Below are 22,504 nucleotides of genomic sequence, written 5' to 3' on the forward strand. Positions count from 1 at the left end.
TGTTCAGTTAAGGCGCTAGATAGCTACCCAGCATCTCCTCCACAAGAGGTCGCAGGCCATCCAAAAATGTCTTTTTCGCGCTCTCCATCGCTCTTGCTCCGATAGTGCGCTCTGCATCGGTATTACCGACAAGCCCAAACGGTCTCAGCTCTGTGTCAGACAGCATCCGGTACGTTTCCTCATAATCCGATATTTGCTTTTCACGAAGCGCGTTAACGCGTTCCGGCGCTTTGCGCTCCAGCACGCTGTGTAACGGCCCCCACTGCAGTATCCACTCCCTGAGCTCGCTTTTTTCAGCGGCTTTCACCTGAAGCTCCGCAGCCTGAAGGTCTGAAACCGTCACGCCGGATACGCCAAAGAAACGCATTTCTGCCGTCACGCTGGTCAGCCCGAGTGCTTTCTTCAGCTTATTCTGATACGCCAGATAGACTTCAACATCATCGGCCAAGGCCAGCGTTCCGGCCTTTTCCCGGGCAATCTGTTCCAGTTTTTCCAGACGGAACATCTCACGCCCCGTGGCAACCAGCGCCGCGAGATTGTTATCGTATTGCCCTTTTTCTGCATCATGTACCAGTTGTACGTTCTTCATCTGGTGCAGAGCAAGTGTGACCCGATCCTGGCAGCTTGCTGTTGCCTCTGTTGCCATGGCAAAGGTTTTTGCTCTCAGCGCCTCATCTTCAGCCAGTTGTACCAGCCAGGACGATATCTGTGCCTTAAACCCCGCGTCCTTCATGAAGTTTTCCGTCTCACTCAGTCTGTCCAGGAAGAGGCTGAAGGCAGCAGCGTTATCTTCCTGTCCGAACATATGCCATCTGTCTGCAGGAGCCGGTTCGCCCTCCCGGGCAGGCACCAGCCAGCCAGCGGCCGCCAGGTGCAGTGCCCGGGCTTCCCGGGGGGCTGAGGCTCCCGCCATATCGAATAGTATCCTGGGGCCTGAATAGCCAGGCGCGCTGGTGATCTCCCGCAGCGCCTGCAGAGTGCGTTCAGACAGAGGATTGCCTTCCAGATTTACGCTTGCCTCTGAAGACAGACCCGTGATGCTTTCCGGCAGGCGGGTCAGTTGGTTATTGCGGGCATACAACCGTTGTAGGCCTGACGGCAGCGCCGGCAGGCGGGTCAACTGTGGGTTAGCATCAACCGACAGCGTCTGTAGTCCTTCCGGCAACGGCGGCAGGCGCACCAGTTGTGGATTGCGCTCGAGCGTCAGCAACTCCAGTCCTGCCGGCAACAGCGGCAGGCTGGTCAGTTGATTATCTGATACCGACAGCACCTGTAGTCCTGCCGGCAACGGCGGCAGGCTGGTCAGTTGGTTACCTGCTACCAACAGCCTCCGTAGTCCTGCCGGCAACGGCGGCAGGCGGGTCAGTTGATTACCTGCTACCGACAGCATCTGTAGTCCTGCCGGCAACGGCGGCAGGCTGGTCAGTTGGTTACGTGCTACCAACAGCATCTGTAGTCCTGCCGGCAACGGCGGCAGGCTGGTCAGTTGGTTACCTGCTACCGACAGCGTCTGTAGTCCTGCCGGCAACGGCGGCAGACTGGTCAGTTGGTTACCTGATACCGTCAGCACCACCAGTCCTGCCGGCAATGGCGGCAGGCTGGTCAGTTGGTTATCTTCGACAGTAAGCACCTCCAGTCCTGACGGCAACGGCGGCAGGCTGGTCAGTTGGTTATCTTCGACAGTAAGCACCTCCAGTCCTGACGGCAGCGTCGGCAGGCTAGTCAGATAATTATTATGAGGAATAACCAATGTTGTTATATGCGCTGGTAAACAGTCTGGTAAGGCGGTAAGGCCTGACTCTCCCACATTAAGCTCTCGACTGCCGTTATTCAGGCAGGTACATATTCTCTGTACCGTCGCAGCACGACCGCGTAACTCTTCTGCTGGCGCAGCCCTCTTCCATTCTGACCAGACAGCATCATACGCTGCTGGTGTCTGTGGAGCCGCCGGATCAGGAAGGGGGGATACCTGGAGTGTCCCGGATGCCCCTTCCGCATGTTCTGTACATTCCTCTCCCTGTTCTATGTCCATGGTGAAGCGATATGTTTCATTGTGCCCCTGGCAATTCACGGTATAGTTCCCGGCGTCATCAAGGGTGACCGACAATATCTCCTGGTTGTCTGCATCCAGGATACAGAAGTGGCTTTCCCCGTGGCGGCCGGAGTGAATGCTTTCCTCGTATCCGGCATACACGAGCATCCTGAGCTGTTCAAATCTGCTGACCACATCCTCCCGCGTCGTTCCGACCGAAGGGTGGCAAATCGTCCAGATACATTCCTGCGCTTCAGTCTGGTGCGTTGAGCAGAAAAACTCCTTAATTTTTTCCCATAAGCTCATTTCAGGCGGGGTTGCAGATTGGGCTATACAGTTAATACGAAGGTTAGTGATTGTGGCGGGAAGACATCCGCTTCCAACATGCAAGGGCATAATAAAAAACCTTTATAAATTTACACATAATGTCTGTCTGGCGGACATCCTCTTTCCCTGGTCTTAATTTCACAATAAGGTTATCGACGGATTCATGGTCGTCCTGCCATGGCGGGCTTCAGTAGGTGCAGAAGAAAAATCCGTTATGATGACCGGATGGCGGGACTGTCATTTTGCAGCTAAAGGTGTCGATTTTTTCAGGGGCGCTTTCTACGATGACCAGATCATCCGGCATCAGCGCCCGGGCGTTCAATTTTGGCAGGCAGATCCCTGACCCTTGAGGCGCCAGGGTTACGTCCGGGAACGGTTATCGATCGCTGCCGGCTGGTAAGCAGAACCGATTTCATGATCAGTGCAGGAATCAGGAAAAATAGCCCGACCGGGAATATTCACCCGGATGGGCTGACAAAGAAATTTGTAAAAGCAAGAAAAGCCTCCGGTGTTAACTTCAGCAATAATCCACCGACATTTCACGAGATCCGAAGTCTGGCCGGGCGGCTGTACAAAAACGAGCACGGCGAGGTGTTCGCCCAAAAACTCCTGGGCCACACATCAGCGAACACCACGAAACTCTATCTCGATGAGCGTGATGATAAAGCTTATATGATGCTCTAATACTCCAATTTTCCTTGTGAAATAAATGTTAAATTTAATTTGATTGTGATATAACCAAAAAGACCGGAATACAGAAATTCGGACAAATTTCGGACATTTTCGGACAAGCGTTTTTAATTGTTTGATTTGTAAGGAAAATAAAAAGAGACCGAATACGATTCCTGTATTCGGTCCAGGGAAATGGCTCTTGGGAGAGAGCCGTGCGCTAAAAGTTGGCATTAATGCAGGCTAAATCGCCTTGCCCTTTAAGAATAGATGACGACGCCAGGTTTTCCAGTTTGTGACGAAGGTGATTGAAAAAACCTGGCGTTTTGTCTGTCATCAGAGATAAAAAAACCGTAAGTCTTTTCGTGAAGGTTTACGGTTTTTTATTAAAAATCAGTCAGCTATTGGATGGATCACAAAGCTTTTGCGCACGTTCGATAAACGGCGCCAGACTCATTTTCTCACCGGGCTTCGCCGGGTTATCGATTTGAATGACGGCAATAGGCTGAGCGCGCGTTTTACCCTCCGCTACTTGCTGTTCGGCAATGGCATTCAAGGGATACTGCACCAGCGTACTGGGGTTGATCACATAGAGCGCCTGGCCAGGCCGACAGGTCAACATGACCTCTTCCCGATTAAACGCCCACTTGTCTTTTCCTACTTCAAAACGACTTACGGTAATCACCTGCGGCGCCGCCAACGCTACGCCCGAAGTGGCCAGCAGAAGCGCCGGAAGGAGTATTTTTTTCATTCGTTATGCCAGTCCATCAAAAAGGTTCGAGGGTTGCAAACAGGCTGACGATCGCCAGAACTATGCCTCCAACTCCCCATTCAATTTGCGTCATCCTGACAAACCATAGGTCAGTCCGGGGATTTTCCTGTCGCATACGTGGTACGAGAACATACCGATTCGTCAGCGCAATTGCTACCATAAGCACCACCAGCGCACATTTTAACAAAAGCAACTGTCCATAGGTGGTCTGCCAGATAGCGGTAAATCCCGTGATAAATAGCGTGTTGCCAATGCCTGTGAGCAATACGCCCGCCACAAAAAAGTGACCATAACGAGAAAAACGCATCATGGCGCTAATAGCATGTTGACGCCAGCGTCCCTGAGCCATGCGCATACAATAAACCACTGGCAACAGCCCACCAAACCAGGCTGCGGCACAGAGTAAATGCAGAGCATGGTTAATCTGCTGTAATGTTCCCACTACACCGTCGCGCATCGTCGCATGTCCAACGCCTGCCAGCAGGATAAACTGAGCAACGGTGAGAATAAGAAGCCGTCGTTGCATTTTTACCGGCGCAATGACTACCACCGCCAGCGTGACCAGCGCGAGGATAATTTGCCATATCCAGACCGCGCCAAAGCGGGTTTGCAGTACCGCGCCCCACACCGAGACGGAAAAAACATCGGGCCAGCCGCCGCCCATCAGTCCGCCCTGAATCGCCAGCATAAAAGCCGCGCTGATAACGCTCCAGGCGGCGGCATGTCGTTGCAGATGTAAAAATCGACGCGTCATTAAACGACGAATTGATGCGGGTGCCAGCCAGGCGCCGTAAAGCGCGCAGCCGTAGACCAGCATCAAACTAGCAAAATGAATAAATCGGAGAGTTATCCAGACGAATGTCAGCATCATTTATTTCACGCTGAAGGTGTATTTCCCTTTTGTTTTATGTCCATCCACCGACACAACGTGCCAGTCTACCGTGTAAGCGCCAGATTTTAACGGCTGCTCAAGCGGGATAATCAACTGCGTTTTATCCTGTTCATTTCGCTTTGCCGGGCGCGTTTTGATGAGCTCTTGCTGAGGGCCAGTAATGGTTGCGCCGCTGAACCCTGGCTCAATCCCTTCAGAAAAGTTCAGGGTCAGCGCCTGTGGCGAGGCCGTAACGGCAGCATTCGCCGCTGGATACTGATGCGTCAGGTGCGCATGTGCCCAAGCCGCTGGCGTCGCAAATGTCGATGCCAGCAGCAGTAAAGCTAAACGTCGCGATGGTGCAGAAGAAGCCATATTCACTATTCCTTTTTGTTATGCCTACGTTACAAAGAATAACCTTCAACAATCAATGAGTCGAGGATCATCATTTCCATCTTGCCATTACCGCGGACTCTTAGTACCTTCTGGCGGCAACAAAAAAGGAGACGCGTATGAAAACGAATCTGGCTCAGCTTGAACAAGTGGAAATGGATAAAGTCAATGTGGACCTGGCGGCAGCCGGGGTGGCATTTAAAGAGCGCTACAATATGCCAGTTGTCGCGGAGGCGGTCGAACGTGAGCAGCCAGAGCACCTACGCGCCTGGTTTCGCGAGCGGCTGATTGCCCATCGTCTGGCTTCCGTATCACTATCCCGACTCCCTTACGAACCCAAAGTTAAATAAAAATTATATAACGTTACACTTCCTTACATGCAGACGACTACATTATAAGGCGATTCTTAACCTATGCTTTTTAGAATGGCTGTAGAGACTATGAAAAGGAAGTCATTATGTCCTCCTGGAAAATTGCTGCTGCGCAGTATGCGCCCCTGAACGCCTCGCCGGCGGAGCATGTCGCCCATCATCTGGAATATATTGAGCTTGCGGCTCGTCAACAGTGCGAACTGCTGGTCTTTCCGTCACTGTCGCTATTAGGCTGCGACGAAAGGAATAAATCGTTGCCCGCCCCGCCTGACGAGGCGCTTTTACAGCCGCTCACTCATGCGGCCGATACCCACCATATGACTATCATTGTGGGTATGCCTGTTGAGCATAACTGCCGCTTCGTAAAAGGCATCGCTATTTTTGCCCCATGGCTAACGTCGCCGCTCATGTTTCACAAAAGTCATGGCGCCTGTATTGCCAGGCAGCGAAGCGCTATCAACGTGGTGGATGAGCAGCCAGAAGGTGGTGATATAGATCCCTCATTTACGTTATTCACAACCAGTCAATGTCTTAACGAACCTGAACTCCATGCTTCTACCTCACGCTTACAACGTTTTTCGCATAAATATGCGCTGGCCGTACTGATGGCCAATGCCTGTGGCAGTAGCGCGCTGTGGGATGAAAGCGGGCAACTTATTGTTCGTGCCGATTGCGGTTCGCTATTACTGACGGGTCTGCGCACAACCGAGGGTTGGCAAGGCGATATCATTCCATTACGCTAAGGTCTTTCGGTGAGGAATGAATCATGTTGCGGATTATAGACACGGAAACCTGCGGGCTGCAGGGCGGGATCGTAGAGATAGCCTCTGTAGATGTCATTGATGGCAACATTGTCAATCCCATGAGTCACCTGATACGCCCCGATCGCCCTATTACGCCGCAGGCGATGGCGATACACCGTATTACCGAAGCCATGGTCGCCGATAAGCCGTGGATTGAAGATGTCATACCGCTTTATTACGGTAGTGAGTGGTATGTCGCTCACAATGCCAGTTTCGACAGACGCGTATTACCTGAATTGCCGGGTGAGTGGATCTGTACCATGAAGTTGTCGCGACGCCTGTGGCCGGGAATAAAATACAGCAATATGGCGCTCTATAAATCGCGTAAACTAAGCGTACAAACGCCGCCGGGGCTGCATCATCACCGGGCGCTTTATGATTGCTATATCACCGCCGCCTTGCTGATTGATATTATGCAAACCACCGGCTGGACCGCGGAAGAGATGGTCAATATCACGGGCCGTCCTGCGCTGTTAACCACTTTCCCGTTCGGTAAATACCGCGGTAAGGCGGTATCTGAAGTCGCAAAACGCGATCCGGGCTATTTACGCTGGCTTTTTAATAACCTTGATAATATGAGCCCGGAACTTCGCCTGACGCTTAAACACTACCTGGAAGATGTTCAGGCTGGCGAGCAACGCAGCAATGGAACACCACAATAACCCGCGACGCTCACAAGCCATTGCGGGCGCACGTCTATGCGCTATGTAAGGTTCCCTGCGCCAGGCCGATTAAAAAGGCGAACTCCAGCGCGACGCCTTCGTAGGATTTAAACCGCCCCGACTTACCACCGTGCCCGGAGTCCATATCCGTACATAACAGCAGCAGACGTTGGTCCGTTTTTAGCTCGCGTAATTTTGCCACCCACTTCGCCGGTTCCCAGTATTGCACCTGGGAATCGTGCAATCCTGTCGTCACCAGCAGGTGCGGATAGTCCTGCGCTTTGACATTGTCATAAGGACTATAGCTTTTCATATAGTCATAATACTCACTATCCTGCGGGTTCCCCCACTCTTCAAACTCTCCTGTCGTTAGTGGGATCGACTCATCCAGCATCGTGGTTAATACATCAACAAAGGGTACCTGGGCAATAACGCCGTGGAAAAGCTCGGGGCGTTCGTTGATAGCGACGCCCATTAGCATTCCGCCCGCGCTCCCGCCCATCCCATAACACAGCGACGGTGAACCGTAACCCAGTTTTAATAAGGCATCGCAGGCATCAAGATAGTCATTAAAAGTATTCCGCTTTTTGAGGAATTTACCATCTTCATACCACTGCTGCCCCAGCTCACCGCCGCCGCGAACGTGTACGATTGCGTAAACAAAGCCACGATCCAGCAAGCTCAGTCGGCTGCTGCTGAAGTCGGCGTCAATACTGGAACCGTAAGATCCGTAGCCGTAAACCAGAAGCGGATTTTGCCCTTTACGAAAATACTTCTGATGATAAACCAGCGATACCGGCACTTCGACACCGTCGCGTGCGGTGATCCACAGGTGTTCGCTCTGATAACAGCCAGAATCAAACCCAGGCACTTCCGTCTGTTTAAGTACCCGTCGTTCTCCGGTATCCATATCCAGTTCAAACAAGGTATCTGGCGTCGTCATTGAAGAATAGCCGTAACGCAGCCGGGAGGTCTCAGGTTCGGGATTATAGGCCAGCCACGTCACGTAAGCCGGATCGTCAAAGGCAATGCCTATCACTTCACGGGTTTTACGGTTAATTTGCCGCAGGCTGGTAAGCCCCCGTTGACGCTCTTCTACTACTAACCAGTCGGTAAACAGGGTAAACCCTTCCAGCATAATATGCTCGCGCGGAGGGATCAGTTCTTCCCAGGCGTTTTCATTGCGCACGCGGGTACGGTACAACCCAAAGTTTTTACCGTTCCGGTTAGAGCGCAGGTAAAACTTATGTTGATAGTGATCGAGACTATATTCATGGTCTTTGCGGCGCGGTAAAAATGAAAACGGCTCGGCATCGGCCAGTTCCGCGTCAAGTAACAGCACTTCGCTAGTGGTGGCGCTGGCAAGATGAATCACCACATAATGCTGCGAAGTGGTTTTATGCAGGCTGACATAAAAGGTATCGTCTTTCTCTTCATATACCAGTTCATCTTGCGATGACGGAGTGCCAATCGTGTGTCGCCAAACCTGATAGGGCAGCAGCGTCTTCTTATGCTTACGCACATAGTAAAGGGTCAGGGAATCATTGGCCCAGACAAATTCAGGCGCAACGTTATCCAGCAGTTCCGGATACCAGTTACCGCTTTCGAGGTTACGAAAACGCAACCCATACTGACGACGGGATAAATAATCTTCTGCCAGCGCCATGATGGTATTATCCGGCGTAATGGCAAGCCCGCCGAGCGTATAAAATTCGCTGTGCGCGGCCCGCTGGTTCGCATCGAGCAAGGTTTCCCACACATCCCACTCTTCGCTTAACGCTGATTGTCGTTGATAGATGGCATATTCGCAGCCGGGTTCATAGATATAACGGTAGCGATAGCCATTTTTCACATACGGAGCGGAAACTTCTCTGGGCGGGATGCGATCGATAATTTCTTTTAGAATGCGGTCCTGTAACGCCTGCTGAGAGGTCATGACCTTCCGGCCATACTCATTTTCCTGATGCAGGTAATCAAGGACTTCCGGCTGCGAGCGAGTGTCATCTCGCAGCCAGTAATAATTATCAATGCGCGTATCGCCATGTACGGTCATGGCATAGGGAATTCGATTGGCTTTTGGCAACATGTCGTTTTTTCTTTTGCGTTAATATTTGTTATATATCACGCGGCAAACACAGCGGCGTAGCATGGTAGTCCCGGTCGCTCACCTCGGTAAGCGCCTGAGATGTCACTGCTTCGCCGCTATCCTGCAACATGAATGACTTAAACTATCCATCCTATAAGGGTGGCAAAAGACACGCATGATGCAAGCGAAACATGTTACTTAATGGCAGGTTATCAGCCTGGTAGCGCTTGTTTTTGCTGCTGCAAGTCCTGCTCGATACCGTCCCGAACCTCCTGAGGAATTTTTAGCGCGTCTCCTAACGCATTCAGATAGCTACGTTCCATAAAGTGGTCAATATCAATGGCGGCGCAGCTCAGGAAGTAGATTTCCAGGGCTTCTTCTTCATTACGAACGCCCTGTGCCAGACGTTGTGGATCAAGCGGCTGCTCAATAGCTTTCTCGATAAACACACGCCCTTGCTCTTCAACACCTGACTCTCGCAGTTGGTGCTCAATCGCCGCGCGTTCTTTGGCATCAATATGCCCATCGCTTTTTGCAGCAAAAACCAGCGCCAGGATCAGTCGCTCAGTGCGAACATCCAGCGGCGTACTTTGGCTGCCGAATTGCGGCTCCCCCTGATGCGCAGCGCGTACTTTATCTTTGTACTTATTCCACAATACGGAACCCGCTACCGCGCCGCCGCCCACCAGCAAAGCGCCAGTACCGTATTTAGTTAATAATTTGCGCGAAGACTTATTGGCGACCAACAGTCCAGCCAGACCGCCCAGCGCGCCGGGAACCAGCAGTTTATTTAACCCCTGTTCACCGGAAGGCGATGCAGAAGCGCCTTTTTGCCCAAGAAGTGATTGTAATTGGTTCAACCAGTTAGCCATAGTACCCCTCAAATACAGACCAATAATGGTCAAGCGTACCTGAGGGGATGTCAGGAATTGTCTGTTCCGGCAAAAGAAGCGCAAATTACGCTGCTAGCGGGGCTTATATTCCGCCTTGCCGGCTTTGCAATCAACGATGACCTGATAATGAATATCGGCACTTTTACCGCGAACAGTTAGCGGAACTGTCCATTTATCATTTTGACCTACAACGTCCTGCACATTAACCCACGCGACCGGGTCAGCCTGCCCGACCTTTTTTTGGTCGTCGGCCCACCGCACGATACGATTTTGCTGGTAGTCGCGCTTCACGCTTGCCGCAATCCCGGCGGCATCCAGCCCTTCGCACTGCGGAAACTTAACCGATTTACTCTCGGTGGATGCCGCAAATGCCGATACGCTGGCGGATAACAACAGCAGGCTCAACAACGCTCCTCTTTTATTCATACTTTTCTCCTTAGCACAATGATTCAGGAAAAGCATGGTACAAAACGCCGGGAGCGCAAGTACGGGTTCAGGCGGCTTGCTTTTTCGTTTTACTCGCGGCGTCCTTTTCAACCGCCTGCGGAGAAGGCAACTTACCGGTTTTGAGGATAGTGCTTAATACCTCTTTATGTTCCGCCAGCCACAGCGACAACGCTTCGCGCTGCCCATCTTCCAGCACGACTGGCGACTGCTCAAGCCAGGTATCAAGAAGATCGGCAGTATCGAGCATTTTGTCCCAGGCGTCGGCTTCCTTTTTACTGGTAAATGACATCTTCTCCTCACCCTCGCGAATGACTACGTATTTAACTTCAACCGCCATTTTGCAGCCCCTTATTTACCTGTGTTTATATACAGTATATTGCAAGGCAGCAAGAAAAGCAATTTATTCGAAAAGACATACGCAAACGTTTTCGTATATACTGCGCGCAGGTAAATAAGGGGACAGAAATATGACGCTATTAGGCACTGCGCTGCGTCCGGCAGCAACGCGGGTGATGTTATTAGGGGCAGGAGAATTAGGAAAAGAGGTGGCGATTGAATGCCAACGCCTGGGGATCGAGGTTATCGCCGTCGATCGCTATCCTGATGCTCCCGCCATGCATGTGGCTCACCGTTCACACGTCATTAATATGCTGGACGGCGAGGCGCTACGTCATGTGATTACAGAGGAAAAACCGCATTATATCGTGCCGGAAATAGAAGCGATCGCCACCGATACGCTGCGCGAGCTGGAGGGCGAAGGGCTGAATGTCGTGCCTTGCGCCCGTGCAACGCAGCTCACGATGAACCGCGAAGGGATCCGTCGCCTGGCCGCAGAAGAATTAGGTCTGCCGACATCGACGTATCGCTTTGCCGACAGTGAGGCCAGTTTTCATGATGCGGTAGCCGCAGTGGGTTTTCCTTGCATCGTCAAACCGGTCATGAGCTCTTCCGGCAAAGGCCAGAGCTTTATCCGCTCGGCCGAACAGCTCGCGCAGGCATGGGAGTATGCTCAACAGGGCGGACGCGCTGGCGCGGGTCGCGTGATTGTGGAAGGCGTGGTTAAATTTGATTTTGAAATTACGTTGCTCACCGTTAGCGCCGTCGATGGCGTGCATTTCTGCGCGCCGGTCGGTCATCGTCAGCAAGATGGTGACTATCGCGAATCCTGGCAGCCACAGCAGATGAGCGAACTGGCGCTGAAGCGGGCGCAAGAGATTGCCCGTCATGTGGTACTGGCGTTAGGCGGTCATGGCCTGTTCGGCGTTGAACTCTTCGTCTGTGGCGATGAAGTCATTTTCAGCGAAGTATCCCCTCGCCCGCACGATACCGGAATGGTCACGTTGATTTCTCAGGATCTCTCTGAGTTTGCGCTGCATGTGCGCGCCTTTCTGGGAATGCCCGTAGGCGCTATTCGCCAGTATGGTCCCGCTGCCTCGGCCGTGATTCTGCCGCAGCTTACCAGTCAAAATGTGACGTTTGATAATGTACACGCGGCGGTAGGAGCCGGAGTGCAGGTACGGCTGTTTGGTAAGCCTGAGATCGACGGCACCCGTCGTCTTGGTGTAGCGTTAGCGACAGGTGAAAACGTTGAAGAAGCGGTGATAAGAGCGAAAAAGGCCGTCAGCCGCGTGACGGTAAAAGGCTAATGCGCCATCGCTTGATGGCGACGTTAGCGCATTTTTATCAGACCTGCCTGATCGCCACTCGTAAGCCCGATAAGCAAGCGCCATCGGGCATTTAACGGCTTACTGCTTCGCGCCTTCTACCGCTTCGCGCGCCAGTTTGGTGATGCGATCGTAATCACCCGCTTCCAGCGCGTCGGCCGGTACCAGCCAGGAACCGCCGATGCACAACACGCTTTTCAGCGCCAGATAGTCACGATAGTTTGCCGGAGAGATGCCGCCGGTTGGGCAGAAACGTACCTGAGAGAACGGACCGGCAATCGCCTGCAACGCTTTAGTGCCGCCATTCGCTTCCGCCGGGAAGAATTTGAACTCTTTCAGACCATAGTCCATGCCCAACATCAGTTCAGAAACGGTGCTAATACCGGGAATCAATGGGATAGTGCCTGCCGTCGCGGCTTTCAGCAGTGGCTCAGTCAGTCCCGGGCTAATCGCAAACTGCGCGCCCGCTTCCGTCACCTCCGCCAACTGCTGCGGATTGAGAACGGTTCCGGCGCCGACAATCGCTTCCGGCACGTCTTTAGCGATAGCGCGAATAGCATCCATCGCGCAGGCCGTACGTAAAGTCACTTCCAGAACGCGAACGCCCCCGGCCACCAGCGCTTTAGCCATCGGCACCGCGTGCTCCAGTTTATTGACTACAATGACCGGGACAACCGGGCCGGTGGTCAGGATTGCTTCTGCACTTGTTTTCCAGTTTTTCATCGGAATTCTTCTCTCGCCTGATTACTAGTGTGTCATCTTAAAAAGTGATACAGGTTGCGCCCTGCTCCGCACCCGACAGCTTTTCGCGCAGCGCGCCAAACAACTCACGCCCCGTTCCGACGCGCGACGCGCTCAGGTCCGGAATATGAGGCTGACGAGCGGCAAGTTCCGCCTCGTCGACCAGCAGAGTTAACTCACCTGTCTGCCCATTCACGCGAATGATGTCGCCATCGCGCACTTTTGCCAGTAAGCCGCCATCGTAGGCTTCCGGCGTTACGTGGATAGCTGAAGGCACTTTACCCGAAGCGCCTGAAAGTCGTCCATCAGTAACTAACGCGATTTTGAAACGGCGGTCCAATAATACACCAAGTGGCGGCATGAGTTTATGTAATTCTGGCATTCCATTCGCTTTTGGTCCCTGATGACGCACGACAACGACACAATCCCGGTCAAGCAGGCCCGCGTCAAACGCAGGCAGCACATCATGCTGACTTTCAAATACCATGGCAGGCGCTTCAATGATCTGGTTTTCAACCGGTACCGCAGACGTCTTCATTACTGCGCGCCCCAGATTACCGCTTAGCACCTTAGTACCGCCGTGAGGAGAGAACGGCTTATCAAAAGAGGCAATGACATCGTTATCCAGTGACCTTTCCGCGCCTTCACGCCAGTCCAGCTCGCCGTTGTTGAGCCAGGGCTCCAGCGTATAGCGTTTCAGGCCGAAGCCTGCGACAGTATTAACGTCTTCGTGCAGCAATCCGGCATTGAGCAGCTCACGCATCAATACCGGTACGCCGCCCGCCGCCTGGAAGTGGTTAATGTCCGCCGGACCGTTCGGATACAGACGCGCCATCAACGGAACCACTTCCGACAAATCCGAGAAGTCATCCCAGTTGATCAGAATGCCCGCCGCGCGCGCCATTGCAACCAGATGCATGGTGTGGTTGGTGGAGCCGCCGGTAGCCAGCAGCGCGACAATGCCGTTCACCACGACTTTTTCGTCGATCATTTTACCGAGCGGCATCCACGTATTGCCGTTGCCGGTAAGACGTGTTACCTGACGTGCGGCAGCGGCAGTCAATGCCTCGCGCAGCGGCGCATCCGGATGCACAAACGAAGAACCCGGCAACTGCATTCCCATAAACTCCACCACCATCTGGTTGGTGTTGGCGGTGCCGTAAAATGTACAGGTGCCCGGCGCATGGTAAGAGGCGGCTTCCGACTCCAGCAGCGCCATTCTGTCTACTTTTCCTTCCGCATATAGCTGACGAATACGGACTTTTTCTTTATTCGGCAGGCCGCTCGCCATCGGGCCTGACGGAACAAAAATCGCGGGTAAATGACCAAAAGAGAGCGCGGCCATCGCCAGCCCCGGAACGATTTTGTCGCATACGCCGAGGAATAACGCGCCGTCAAACATATTGTGAGAAAGGCCTACTGCTGCCGACATCGCTATCACTTCGCGGCTGAGTAATGACAACTCCATGCCATCCTGCCCTTGCGTAACGCCATCGCACATTGCCGGTACGCCGCCTGCGACCTGACCTACCGCATTCACGGAATGCAGGGCCTGACGAATAATCTGCGGATAATGTTCATACGGTTGATGCGCAGAGAGCATGTCATTGTAGGAGGTAATAATGGCGATATTATTGCGCAACATACTTTTCAGCGAGACTTTGTCCTCTGGCTGACAGGCGGCGAAGCCATGCGCCAGGTTGCCGCAGGCCAGTTGAGAGCGGTGGACCGTGGCGGTTTTCGCCTGCTCAATGCGGGCAAGATAGGCTTTTCGGGTCTGCTGCGAGCGTTCGACAATACGCTGTGTTACGCGTAACAAATTAGGATTCATAGAGGCTCCTGAAATTTATCTGTCCGGCTACCGGGTTTACCATGCGTTTCATCAATGTGGAAAGACAGTGAAATACATGATGTCCGGGGATAATGGGGCAAAATCGTTTCAGGCAGTGTAATAAAAAAAGCCTCGCAGGTGAATCCACACGAGGCTTAAAAGTGCAAAAATGATTCTACAATCTGTGTTAGATCATGTTACCGGTAAAATACCACCTAAGAGTGAGTGGCAAATTTACTCAAACTCATTCCACGAACGACCGTCACGGGTAATCATCGCCACGGACGCTACCGGTCCCCAGGTGCCCGCCTGATACGGCTTCGGCGCGTCGTTGTCCATCGCCCATGCTTCGGTAATGGAGTCCACCCACTTCCAGGCTTCTTCCACTTCGTCACGGCGGACAAACAGCGCCTGAATGCCACGCATCGTTTCCAGCAGCAGGCGCTCATATGCATCCGCCAGGTGCGTCTGATTAAAGGTCTCGGAGTAGCTCAGATCAAGCTTCGTGATCTGCAGATTATGCTTATGATCCAGCCCCGGCACTTTGTTAAGCACCTGAATATCTACGCCTTCATCCGGCTGCAGGCGAATCGTCAATTTGTTCTGCGGCAGGTCTTGCCAGGACTCTTTAAAGAGGTTCAGTTCAGGCGTCTTGAAATAAACCACGACTTCAGAGCACTTGGTTGGCAGACGCTTGCCGGTGCGCAGATAGAATGGCACGCCCGCCCAACGCCAGTTATCGATGTCGACGCGGATCGCGACGAACGTTTCGGTGTTGCTGCTTTTATTCGCGCCCTCTTCTTCCAGATAGCCCGGCACCTTTTGCCCCTGCGCAAAGCCCGCGGTGTATTGACCACGAACCGTTTTTTCACGCACGTTGGAGCGATCAATACGGCGCAGCGATTTCAACACTTTGACTTTTTCATCGCGAATACTGTCGGCGCTCAGGTCAGACGGCGGTGACATGGCAATCATGCAGAGAATTTGCAGCAAGTGGTTCTGGATCATATCGCGCATCTGACCGGCCTGGTCAAAATATCCCCAGCGCCCTTCAATCCCCACCTCTTCCGCTACGGTAATCTCAACGTGATCGATAGTGCGGTTATCCCAGTTATTAACGAATAACGAGTTGGCAAAACGCAGCGCCAGCAGGTTGAGAACCGTTTCTTTGCCCAGATAGTGGTCGATACGATATACCTGGCACTCTTCAAAGTATTCGCCGACCCGATCGTTAATCTCACGCGAGGTCGCCAGCGAAGTACCCAACGGTTTCTCCATCACGACACGCGCCGGTTTGGCGTTGAGTTTAGCCTCCCCTAACCCTTTGCAAATAGCGCCAAACGTGCTGGGCGGCATCGCAAAATAGTTAATGGTGGTGCGGTTTTTTTGATCCAGCATATCGCCCAGGCGACTGAACGCAGGCGTATCGTTAACGTCAAGATTACAAAAATCCAGACGGCCGCTCAGCGTATCCCACAAGCCTTCATCAATTTTTTCCTTCATGAAGGTTTCCAGCGCCTCACGCACGACGTGGGTATAAGCTTCTTTATCCCAGTCCGCGCGCCCCACCCCAATGATCCGGGTATCCGGATGGATCTGGCCGGCTTTCTCAAGCTGATACAGGGAAGGCAGCAGTTTCCGGCGCGCCAGGTCGCCTTTCGCGCCGAAAATGACCAGGTCACATGCCTGGGCTGTTTGCGTTACCGCCATGTCATTCTCCTCAGTTAATCTCCTGGTACTTTAGCCAGGATATCGTTGTAATTTTATTACACAGCACTGTACTGCTTTTACGAGATTACGGAAACCGTAAACGCCTTTTCATAGGTGAACCGGCGTTTGATTGGCAATATAATCGGCAAAACGCCTAATAAAATTGTCGCTTTTCCACACAAGCTGGAACTTAAAATCCGACGTCGGTCATGTAATGAAAAAAAACGACACCTTTTTTAGCCATTTTGCCCCCTTTGACAGCCGCCAGGAGTAATATCTAACAAAACGCGCTCGGTTTCGCGCATCATTGAAATCGCTAATACCCATGAGCCTTGCTAATCATGAATATGCTGGAAAAAGTCCAGTCTCAACTGGAACATTTAAGCAAATCTGAACGAAAAGTCGCCGATGTTATTCTGGCCGCCCCAGGCAGATCGATTCACTTAAGCATTGCCATGCTGGCCCAGGAAGCTAACGTTAGCGAGCCAACGGTGAACCGTTTCTGTCGCAGCATGAATACCCGCGGCTTTCCTGATTTTAAACTGCATCTGGCGCAAAGTCTGGCAAATGGCACCCCCTATGTTAATCGCAATGTGGATGAAGATGACAGCGTTGAGGCCTATACAGGAAAAATCTTCGAGTCCGCCATGGCCAGTCTCGACCATGTTCGTCAGTCGCTGGATAAATCGGCCGTCAACCGCGCCGTCGATTTACTGACCCAGGCAAAAAAAATCGCCTTTTTTGGTCTTGGTTCCTCCGCCGCGGTCGCGCATGACGCCATGAATAAGTTTTTTCGCTTCAATGTGCCGGTGATTTACTCCGACGATATCGTGCTGCAACGGATGAGCTGTATGAATTGTAACGATGATGACGTCGTCGTGCTCATTTCGCATACTGGCAGAACCAAGAGCCTGGTGGAACTGGCGCAGTTGGCGCGGGAAAACGATGCGATGGTGATCGCCCTGACCTCCGCTGGAACGCCGCTGGCGCGCGAAGCCACGCTGGCCATTACCCTCGACGTACCGGAAGATACAGACATTTATATGCCCATGGTCTCTCGACTTGCTCAGCTGACCGTGATAGATGTGCTGGCAACGGGATTTACTTTGCGTCGCGGGGCGAAATTCAGAGATAACTTGAAGCGTGTCAAGGAAGCGCTCAAGGAATCGCGTTTTGATAAAGAATTACTCATCAGGAGTGATGACCGCTAAAAGCAATAACAATGTTCTACCCTTTTCGTCATCCGGGGACGTTCATTTTATACCGTTAAGGTTTCAGAACGACCGGATCAATGTTCACGCAACACCAAGTTGTTTTAGTCAACGGAGTATTACATGTCCAGAAGGCTTCGCAGAACCAAAATCGTTACCACGTTAGGCCCGGCAACTGACCGCGATAACAACCTTGAGAAGGTTATCGCCGCGGGCGCAAACGTAGTACGTATGAACTTCTCTCACGGCTCGCCGGAAGATCATAAAATGCGTGCTGATAAAGTCCGTGAGATTGCCGCCAAACTGGGGCGTCATGTGGCTATTTTAGGCGACCTGCAAGGGCCAAAAATTCGCGTTTCCACTTTTAAAGAAGGCAAAGTGTTCCTCAATATCGGGGACAAATTTCTGTTAGACGCTAACCTGGGTAAAGGCGAAGGCGATAAAGAAAAAGTCGGCATTGATTACAAAGGGTTGCCGGCAGACGTCGTTCCTGGCGATATCCTGCTGCTTGACGATGGTCGAGTGCAGTTGAAAGTGCTTGAAGTCCAGGGCATGAAAGTCTTTACCGAGGTCACCGTCGGCGGCCCGCTGTCTAACAATAAAGGCATTAACAAGCTCGGCGGCGGGCTTTCTGCTGAAGCGCTGACCGAAAAAGACAAAGCCGATATTCAAACCGCTGCGCTGATAGGCGTTGACTATCTGGCCGTATCCTTCCCGCGCTGCGGCGAAGATCTGAACTATGCACGCCGCCTGGCACGCGACGCCGGCTGCGACGCGAAAATTGTGGCTAAAGTCGAACGCGCCGAAGCGGTATGCGACCAAAACGCCATGGACGATATCATTCTGGCCTCTGACGTTGTGATGGTCGCACGTGGCGACCTGGGCGTTGAAATCGGCGATCCGGAGCTGGTTGGTATCCAGAAGGCGCTGATTCGCCGTGCGCGTCAGCTAAACCGTGCAGTCATCACCGCAACGCAGATGATGGAGTCGATGATCACCAACCCGATGCCGACCCGCGCGGAAGTGATGGACGTGGCGAACGCCGTCCTGGATGGCACGGATGCGGTTATGCTGTCTGCCGAAACCGCAGCCGGTCAGTATCCTTCTGAAACCGTTGCCGCAATGGCGCGCGTCTGCCTGGGCGCAGAAAAAATCCCCAGCATCAATGTGTCTAAACACCGTCTCGACGTGCAGTTCGACAACGTTGAAGAAGCTATTGCCATGTCTGCGATGTATGCGGCAAACCATCTGAAAGGCGTTACCGCGATCATCACCATGACGGAATCCGGTCGTACCGCGCTAATGACTTCCCGTATCAGCTCCGGCCTGCCGATTTTCGCCATGTCGCGCCATGAACGCACGCTCAACCTGACCGCGCTCTACCGCGGAGTAACGCCGGTGCATTTTGACAGCGCGGCTGATGGCGTTGTCGCGGCACATGAAGCTGTTAATCTGCTGCGCGATAAAGGGTATCTGGTTTCCGGTGACCTGGTTATCGTGACTCAGGGCGATGTCATGAGCACCGTCGGTTCAACCAATACCACGCGTATTTTGACCGTTGAGTAAAACTCCTCCAGGCCTGTTCAACAGGTAGTACAGGGTTTGTCAGCATAAAGCCTCTCTTACGAGAGGCTTTATTTATTTGATGGGATAAAGATCTTTACGCTTATACGGCTGAATCTCGCCTGGCTTGCGGGTTTTGAGCAGCTTCAGGATCCAGGTGTACTGTTCCGGATGCGGGCCGACAAAAATTTCGACCTCTTCGTTCATCCGTCTGGCGATAGTGTGGTCGTCAGCCGTGAGCAGATCGTCCATTGGCGGGCGAATCTGGATACTCAGGCGATGCGTTTTACCATTATACACCGGGAAAAGCGGTATCACGCGTGCGCGGCACACTTTCATCAGCCGACCAATCGCAGGCAGCGTCGCTTTGTATGTCGCAAAGAAATCAACGAATTCACTATGCTCCGGGCCGTGATCCTGGTCCGGCAGGTAGTAGCCCCAGTAGCCCTGACGAACAGACTGAATAAAGGGTTTAATCCCGTCATTACGCGCATGCAAACGTCCGCCGAAACGCCGACGCACTGTGTTCCAGATATAGTCAAAAACCGGATTACCCTGATTATGAAACATCGCCGCCATTTTTTGCCCCTGAGAGGCCATCAGCATGGCTGGAATGTCGACGCCCCAGCCATGCGGTACGAGAAAAATGACTTTTTCGTCGTTACGACGCATTTCCTCAATGATTTCCAGACCTTCCCAGTCAACACGCTGTTGAATTTTTTTCGGACCGCGCATCGCCAACTCAGCCATCATCGCCATTGCCTGTGGCGCGGTGGCGAACATCTCATCGACAATCGCTTCGCGCTCAGCTTCGCTACGCTGCGGAAAGCACAACGACAGATTAATTAGCGCCCGGCGACGAGAACTCTTCCCCAGCCGTCCGGCAAAACGCCCCAGCGTCGCCAGCAAAGGGTCGCGGAATGATGCCGGTGTTAATGCGATCCCCGCCATTGCCGCAGCGCCCAACCAGGCGCCCCAATACTGCGGATAGCGAAAGGATTTTTCGAATTCAGGGATATACTCACTATTATTTTTTTTGGTTTCCATGCTTTTCCAGGGTCTGCTGACGCGAAAAGGAATTGTGAATAGTGTAGCGACGTCTGCGCCGCACACAAAACAAAAAAGCCGGCACACATCGCGTACCGGCTCTGTCAGCGCATTTGTTAATCGAAGCGCAGTTGCGGCAGAACCTCTTTCACCTGTGCCAGGTATTCACGACGATCTGACCCCGTCAGACCTTCCGTGCGCGGCAATTTTGCTGTTAGAGGGTTAACGGCTTGCTGGTTTATCCATACCTCATAATGCAGATGCGGCCCTGTGGAACGCCCGGTGTTACCAGAAAGCGCAATGCGATCGCCACGTTTCACTTTTTGCCCCGGTTTTACCAGCAGCTTACGCAAGTGCATGTAACGTGTGGTGTAGGTGCGTCCATGACGAATCGCAATGTAGTAACCGGCAGCGCCGCTACGTTTAGCGACCACGACCTCGCCATCCCCCACCGACAGCACCGGCGTCCCCTGCGGCATCGCAAAGTCAACGCCACGATGCGGCGCAACGCGTCCGGTAACCGGGTTCAGACGGCGCGGATTGAAGTTGGAGGAGATGCGGAACTGTTTGGCGGTCGGGAAGCGTAAAAAGCCTTTCGCCAGGCCAACACCGTTACGGTCATAGAATTTACCGTCAGCGGCGCGAATGGCGTAGTAATCTTTACCATCGGAACGCATCCGCACGCCCAACAACTGACTCTGTTCACGCTTGCCATCCAGCATCTCGCGCGACATCAGAACCGAAAATTCATCGCCCTTTTTCAGCTTGCGAAAATCCATCTGCCACTGCATGGCTTTTATCACTGCGCTGATTTCGCTGCTGGTTAAACCGGCCTCTTTCGCGCTGGCGACAAAGCTACCCCCTACCGTACCTTTCAGCAGACTGTTAACCCAGTCCCCCTGCTGCATTTCACTGCTCATTTTAAAACCGTTGGCAGTGCGATCGTAGGTACGCGTTTCACGGCGGGAGACTTCCCATGTCAGACGCTGTAAATCGCCATCGGCGGTCAGTGTCCAGGAAAGCTGTTGGCCAATTTTCAGATTGCGCAGCTCCTTATCAGAAGCGGCAAGTCGGCTAATATCGCTCATATCGATGCCGTACTGATTCAGAATGCTGCTTAACGTATCGCCTGTGGAGACGACGTATTCATGGACGCCGACTTCGCCTGCGGTTTTATCGTCCAGCTCATCCTGAGGAATAGCTTCATCTTCCTGCGCGGCCTGATCGATGGGTTCGCTGGCCTCCGGTAAGAGGGAACGAATCTCGCTTTTCTCCAGTTCAATAGTTTTAACGATTGGTGCGGATTCTGGGTGGTAAACATAGGGCCGCCATACGGCGACGGCCAGTGTCAGAACGGTAAGTGACCCCAGCATAACGCGGTGGGGTCGGGGCAGATTATTAAATGCCAGGGCGACAGAGCGGGCTATCTGTTGCACGTATTCACTTCCTCGTTAATCTCCTTTCAGGCAGCTCGCATACTGGTTGGCTAATTGGCTTAAAAACGCTGAATAGCTTGTTTTACCCAGTTTAATGTTCGTCCCGAGGGGGTCCAGTGTTCCCATTCGAACGGATGTCCCTCTCGCCACGGCTTCCACGACCGCTGGCCTGAATTGTGGCTCAGCAAAAACGCAGGTTGCTTTTTGCTCAACCAACTGTGTTCTTATTTCATGTAAACGCTGCGCGCCAGGTTGTATCTCAGGGTTCACGGTAAAGTGACCGAGTGGGGTGAGTCCGTAGTGTTTTTCGTAGTAACCGTAGGCGTCATGAAAAACGAAATACCCTTTCCCCTTGAGCGGCGCGAGCTCGTTACCGACCTGTTTATCGGTTGCGGCTAATTGTGCCTCAAAATCCTTCAGGTTGGCGTCGAGTTTGGCTCGACTTTGCGGCATAAGTTCCACTAATTTTTCATGGATTGCAACCGCTGTAGCCCGCGCTATCTCTGGGGAGAGCCAAAGATGCATGTTATATTCGCCGTGATGGTGATGTACGTCACCTTTTTCCTCATCGGCGCCCGTATGCGCATGTTCATCCTCATCATCATCCGCGCCCTTCATGAGTAACGGTTTTACATCGGCAAGTTGCGCAATGGTAACCTGCTTATTATCAGGAATATTCCTGACCGACTTCTCCATAAAGGCTTCCATTTCCGGGCCAACCCAGACGACTAAGTCCGCGCCCTGTAAGCGTTTTACGTCTGATGGACGCAATGAATAATCATGCTCGGAAGCCCCATCCGGAAGTAATACTTGCGTATCCGTAACGCCATCAGCAATGGCGGAAGCGATAAACCCAAGCGGTTTAAGCGAAGCGACAACGGCGGCATCGGCGGCCTGGGTTGCACTCCCCCAAAGCGCGGCGGATAATGCTGCGAAAAGAAGCGTATTTTTCTGTAACATAATGCGACTAATCAT

20 protein-coding genes and 1 pseudogene are annotated in these 22,504 nt (G+C 52.7%); 7 read left to right on the forward strand and 14 right to left on the reverse strand.

Annotation, left to right across the window (positions count from 1 at the left end):
* Positions 1–7: 7 nt before the first annotated feature.
* Positions 8–2,428 (reverse strand): type III secretion system effector SspH3, encoded by a 2,421-nt coding sequence (sspH3, locus tag ACH0WD_RS08580; protein WP_024144813.1) that lies wholly within the window; start codon positions 2,426–2,428, stop codon positions 8–10.
* 261 nt (positions 2,429–2,689) lie between these two features.
* Between sspH3 and ACH0WD_RS08585 the strand changes: the two are divergent.
* Positions 2,690–3,043, forward strand: a pseudogene (locus tag ACH0WD_RS08585) (tyrosine-type recombinase/integrase); the annotation flags it as partial.
* 382 nt (positions 3,044–3,425) lie between these two features.
* On the opposite strand, the gene ACH0WD_RS08590 reads toward ACH0WD_RS08585, so the two are convergent.
* The 3 genes from ACH0WD_RS08590 to yobA are packed head-to-tail and all read right to left on the reverse strand — an operon-like array spanning position 3,426 to position 5,046.
* Positions 3,426–3,779, reverse strand: coding sequence for a YebY family protein (locus ACH0WD_RS08590; protein WP_000722368.1), 354 nt, complete (start codon positions 3,777–3,779; stop codon positions 3,426–3,428).
* A gap of 16 nt (positions 3,780–3,795) precedes the next feature.
* Positions 3,796–4,671, reverse strand: coding sequence for a copper homeostasis membrane protein CopD (gene copD / locus ACH0WD_RS08595; protein WP_000979694.1), 876 nt, complete (start codon positions 4,669–4,671; stop codon positions 3,796–3,798).
* Positions 4,672–5,046, reverse strand: a complete 375-nt coding sequence (gene yobA / locus ACH0WD_RS08600; protein ID WP_000168393.1) for a CopC domain-containing protein YobA — start codon at positions 5,044–5,046, stop codon at positions 4,672–4,674. It lies immediately after the preceding gene.
* Positions 5,047–5,183: 137 nt separating this feature from the next.
* On the opposite strand from yobA, the gene ACH0WD_RS08605 reads away from it, so the two are divergent.
* From ACH0WD_RS08605 to exoX, 3 genes are all read left to right on the forward strand, one after another.
* Positions 5,184–5,414: a DNA polymerase III subunit theta gene (locus tag ACH0WD_RS08605; RefSeq protein WP_000856227.1), complete on the forward strand. Its 231-nt coding sequence runs from the start codon at positions 5,184–5,186 to the stop codon at positions 5,412–5,414.
* A 107-nt stretch (positions 5,415–5,521) separates the two neighbouring features.
* Entirely contained in the window at positions 5,522–6,178 is a 657-nt protein-coding gene (locus ACH0WD_RS08610; protein ID WP_000100257.1) for a carbon-nitrogen hydrolase family protein, read from the forward strand.
* Positions 6,179–6,201: 23 nt separating this feature from the next.
* A complete protein-coding gene (exoX, locus tag ACH0WD_RS08615; RefSeq protein WP_000944278.1) occupies positions 6,202–6,900 on the forward strand; it encodes an exodeoxyribonuclease X in 699 nt (232 codons plus the stop codon).
* Between the two features lie 34 nt (positions 6,901–6,934).
* On the opposite strand, the gene ptrB is transcribed toward exoX, so the two are convergent.
* The 4 genes from ptrB to yebG form a co-directional block, all read right to left on the reverse strand.
* The gene (gene ptrB / locus ACH0WD_RS08620) at positions 6,935–8,986 is read right to left on the reverse strand and encodes an oligopeptidase B (protein ID WP_000937000.1); all 2,052 of its coding nucleotides are present in this window, start codon (positions 8,984–8,986) and stop codon (positions 6,935–6,937) included.
* Positions 8,987–9,198: 212 nt separating this feature from the next.
* A complete protein-coding gene (locus ACH0WD_RS08625; protein WP_000024707.1) occupies positions 9,199–9,858 on the reverse strand; it encodes a tellurite resistance TerB family protein in 660 nt (219 codons plus the stop codon).
* Positions 9,859–9,951: 93 nt separating this feature from the next.
* Positions 9,952–10,305 (reverse strand): protein YebF, encoded by a 354-nt coding sequence (yebF, locus tag ACH0WD_RS08630; protein ID WP_001042123.1) that lies wholly within the window; start codon positions 10,303–10,305, stop codon positions 9,952–9,954.
* A gap of 67 nt (positions 10,306–10,372) precedes the next feature.
* Complete coding sequence (gene yebG, locus ACH0WD_RS08635; RefSeq protein ID WP_000257723.1) at positions 10,373–10,663, reverse strand: DNA damage-inducible protein YebG; 291 nt, start codon at positions 10,661–10,663, stop codon at positions 10,373–10,375.
* A gap of 130 nt (positions 10,664–10,793) precedes the next feature.
* Between yebG and purT the strand changes: the two genes are divergently transcribed.
* The gene (gene purT, locus ACH0WD_RS08640) at positions 10,794–11,972 is read left to right on the forward strand and encodes a formate-dependent phosphoribosylglycinamide formyltransferase (RefSeq protein ID WP_000173431.1); all 1,179 of its coding nucleotides are present in this window, start codon (positions 10,794–10,796) and stop codon (positions 11,970–11,972) included.
* A gap of 99 nt (positions 11,973–12,071) precedes the next feature.
* Here the strand turns inward: purT and kdgA are convergent, their stop codons facing one another.
* The 3 genes from kdgA to zwf all read right to left on the reverse strand — a co-directional run bounded on the left by kdgA (position 12,072) and on the right by zwf (position 16,272).
* Positions 12,072–12,713 carry a bifunctional 4-hydroxy-2-oxoglutarate aldolase/2-dehydro-3-deoxy-phosphogluconate aldolase gene (gene kdgA, locus ACH0WD_RS08645; RefSeq protein WP_000800494.1) on the reverse strand — a complete coding sequence of 214 codons (642 nt, stop codon included), beginning with the start codon at positions 12,711–12,713 and terminating at the stop codon, positions 12,072–12,074.
* Positions 12,714–12,750: 37 nt separating this feature from the next.
* On the reverse strand, positions 12,751–14,562 hold the full coding sequence (gene edd, locus ACH0WD_RS08650; RefSeq protein ID WP_001069128.1) for a phosphogluconate dehydratase: 1,812 nt from the start codon (positions 14,560–14,562) through the stop codon (positions 12,751–12,753).
* A 234-nt stretch (positions 14,563–14,796) separates the two neighbouring features.
* The gene (gene zwf / locus ACH0WD_RS08655) at positions 14,797–16,272 is read right to left on the reverse strand and encodes a glucose-6-phosphate dehydrogenase (RefSeq protein WP_000301711.1); all 1,476 of its coding nucleotides are present in this window, start codon (positions 16,270–16,272) and stop codon (positions 14,797–14,799) included.
* Between the two features lie 341 nt (positions 16,273–16,613).
* On the opposite strand from zwf, the gene ACH0WD_RS08660 reads away from it, so the two are divergent.
* Both ACH0WD_RS08660 and pyk read left to right on the forward strand, forming a co-directional pair.
* The gene (locus tag ACH0WD_RS08660; RefSeq protein ID WP_001056719.1) at positions 16,614–17,483 is read left to right on the forward strand and encodes a MurR/RpiR family transcriptional regulator; all 870 of its coding nucleotides are present in this window, start codon (positions 16,614–16,616) and stop codon (positions 17,481–17,483) included.
* Between the two features lie 123 nt (positions 17,484–17,606).
* Positions 17,607–19,049, forward strand: coding sequence for a pyruvate kinase (gene pyk, locus ACH0WD_RS08665; protein ID WP_000091156.1), 1,443 nt, complete (start codon positions 17,607–17,609; stop codon positions 19,047–19,049).
* Positions 19,050–19,121: 72 nt separating this feature from the next.
* On the opposite strand, the gene lpxM is transcribed toward pyk, so the two are convergent.
* The 3 genes from lpxM to znuA form a co-directional block, all read right to left on the reverse strand.
* The gene (gene lpxM / locus ACH0WD_RS08670; RefSeq protein WP_000448398.1) at positions 19,122–20,093 is read right to left on the reverse strand and encodes a lauroyl-Kdo(2)-lipid IV(A) myristoyltransferase; all 972 of its coding nucleotides are present in this window, start codon (positions 20,091–20,093) and stop codon (positions 19,122–19,124) included.
* A gap of 116 nt (positions 20,094–20,209) precedes the next feature.
* Complete coding sequence (gene mepM / locus ACH0WD_RS08675; RefSeq protein WP_001184028.1) at positions 20,210–21,529, reverse strand: murein DD-endopeptidase MepM; 1,320 nt, start codon at positions 21,527–21,529, stop codon at positions 20,210–20,212.
* 15 nt (positions 21,530–21,544) lie between these two features.
* On the reverse strand, positions 21,545–22,489 hold the full coding sequence (gene znuA / locus ACH0WD_RS08680) for a zinc ABC transporter substrate-binding protein ZnuA (RefSeq protein WP_000939597.1): 945 nt from the start codon (positions 22,487–22,489) through the stop codon (positions 21,545–21,547).
* Between the last annotated feature and the right edge of the window lie 15 nt (positions 22,490–22,504).

The organism is Salmonella sp. 2020_1395, assembly GCF_043848115.1.
Classification (GTDB): domain Bacteria; phylum Pseudomonadota; class Gammaproteobacteria; order Enterobacterales; family Enterobacteriaceae; genus Salmonella; species Salmonella enterica.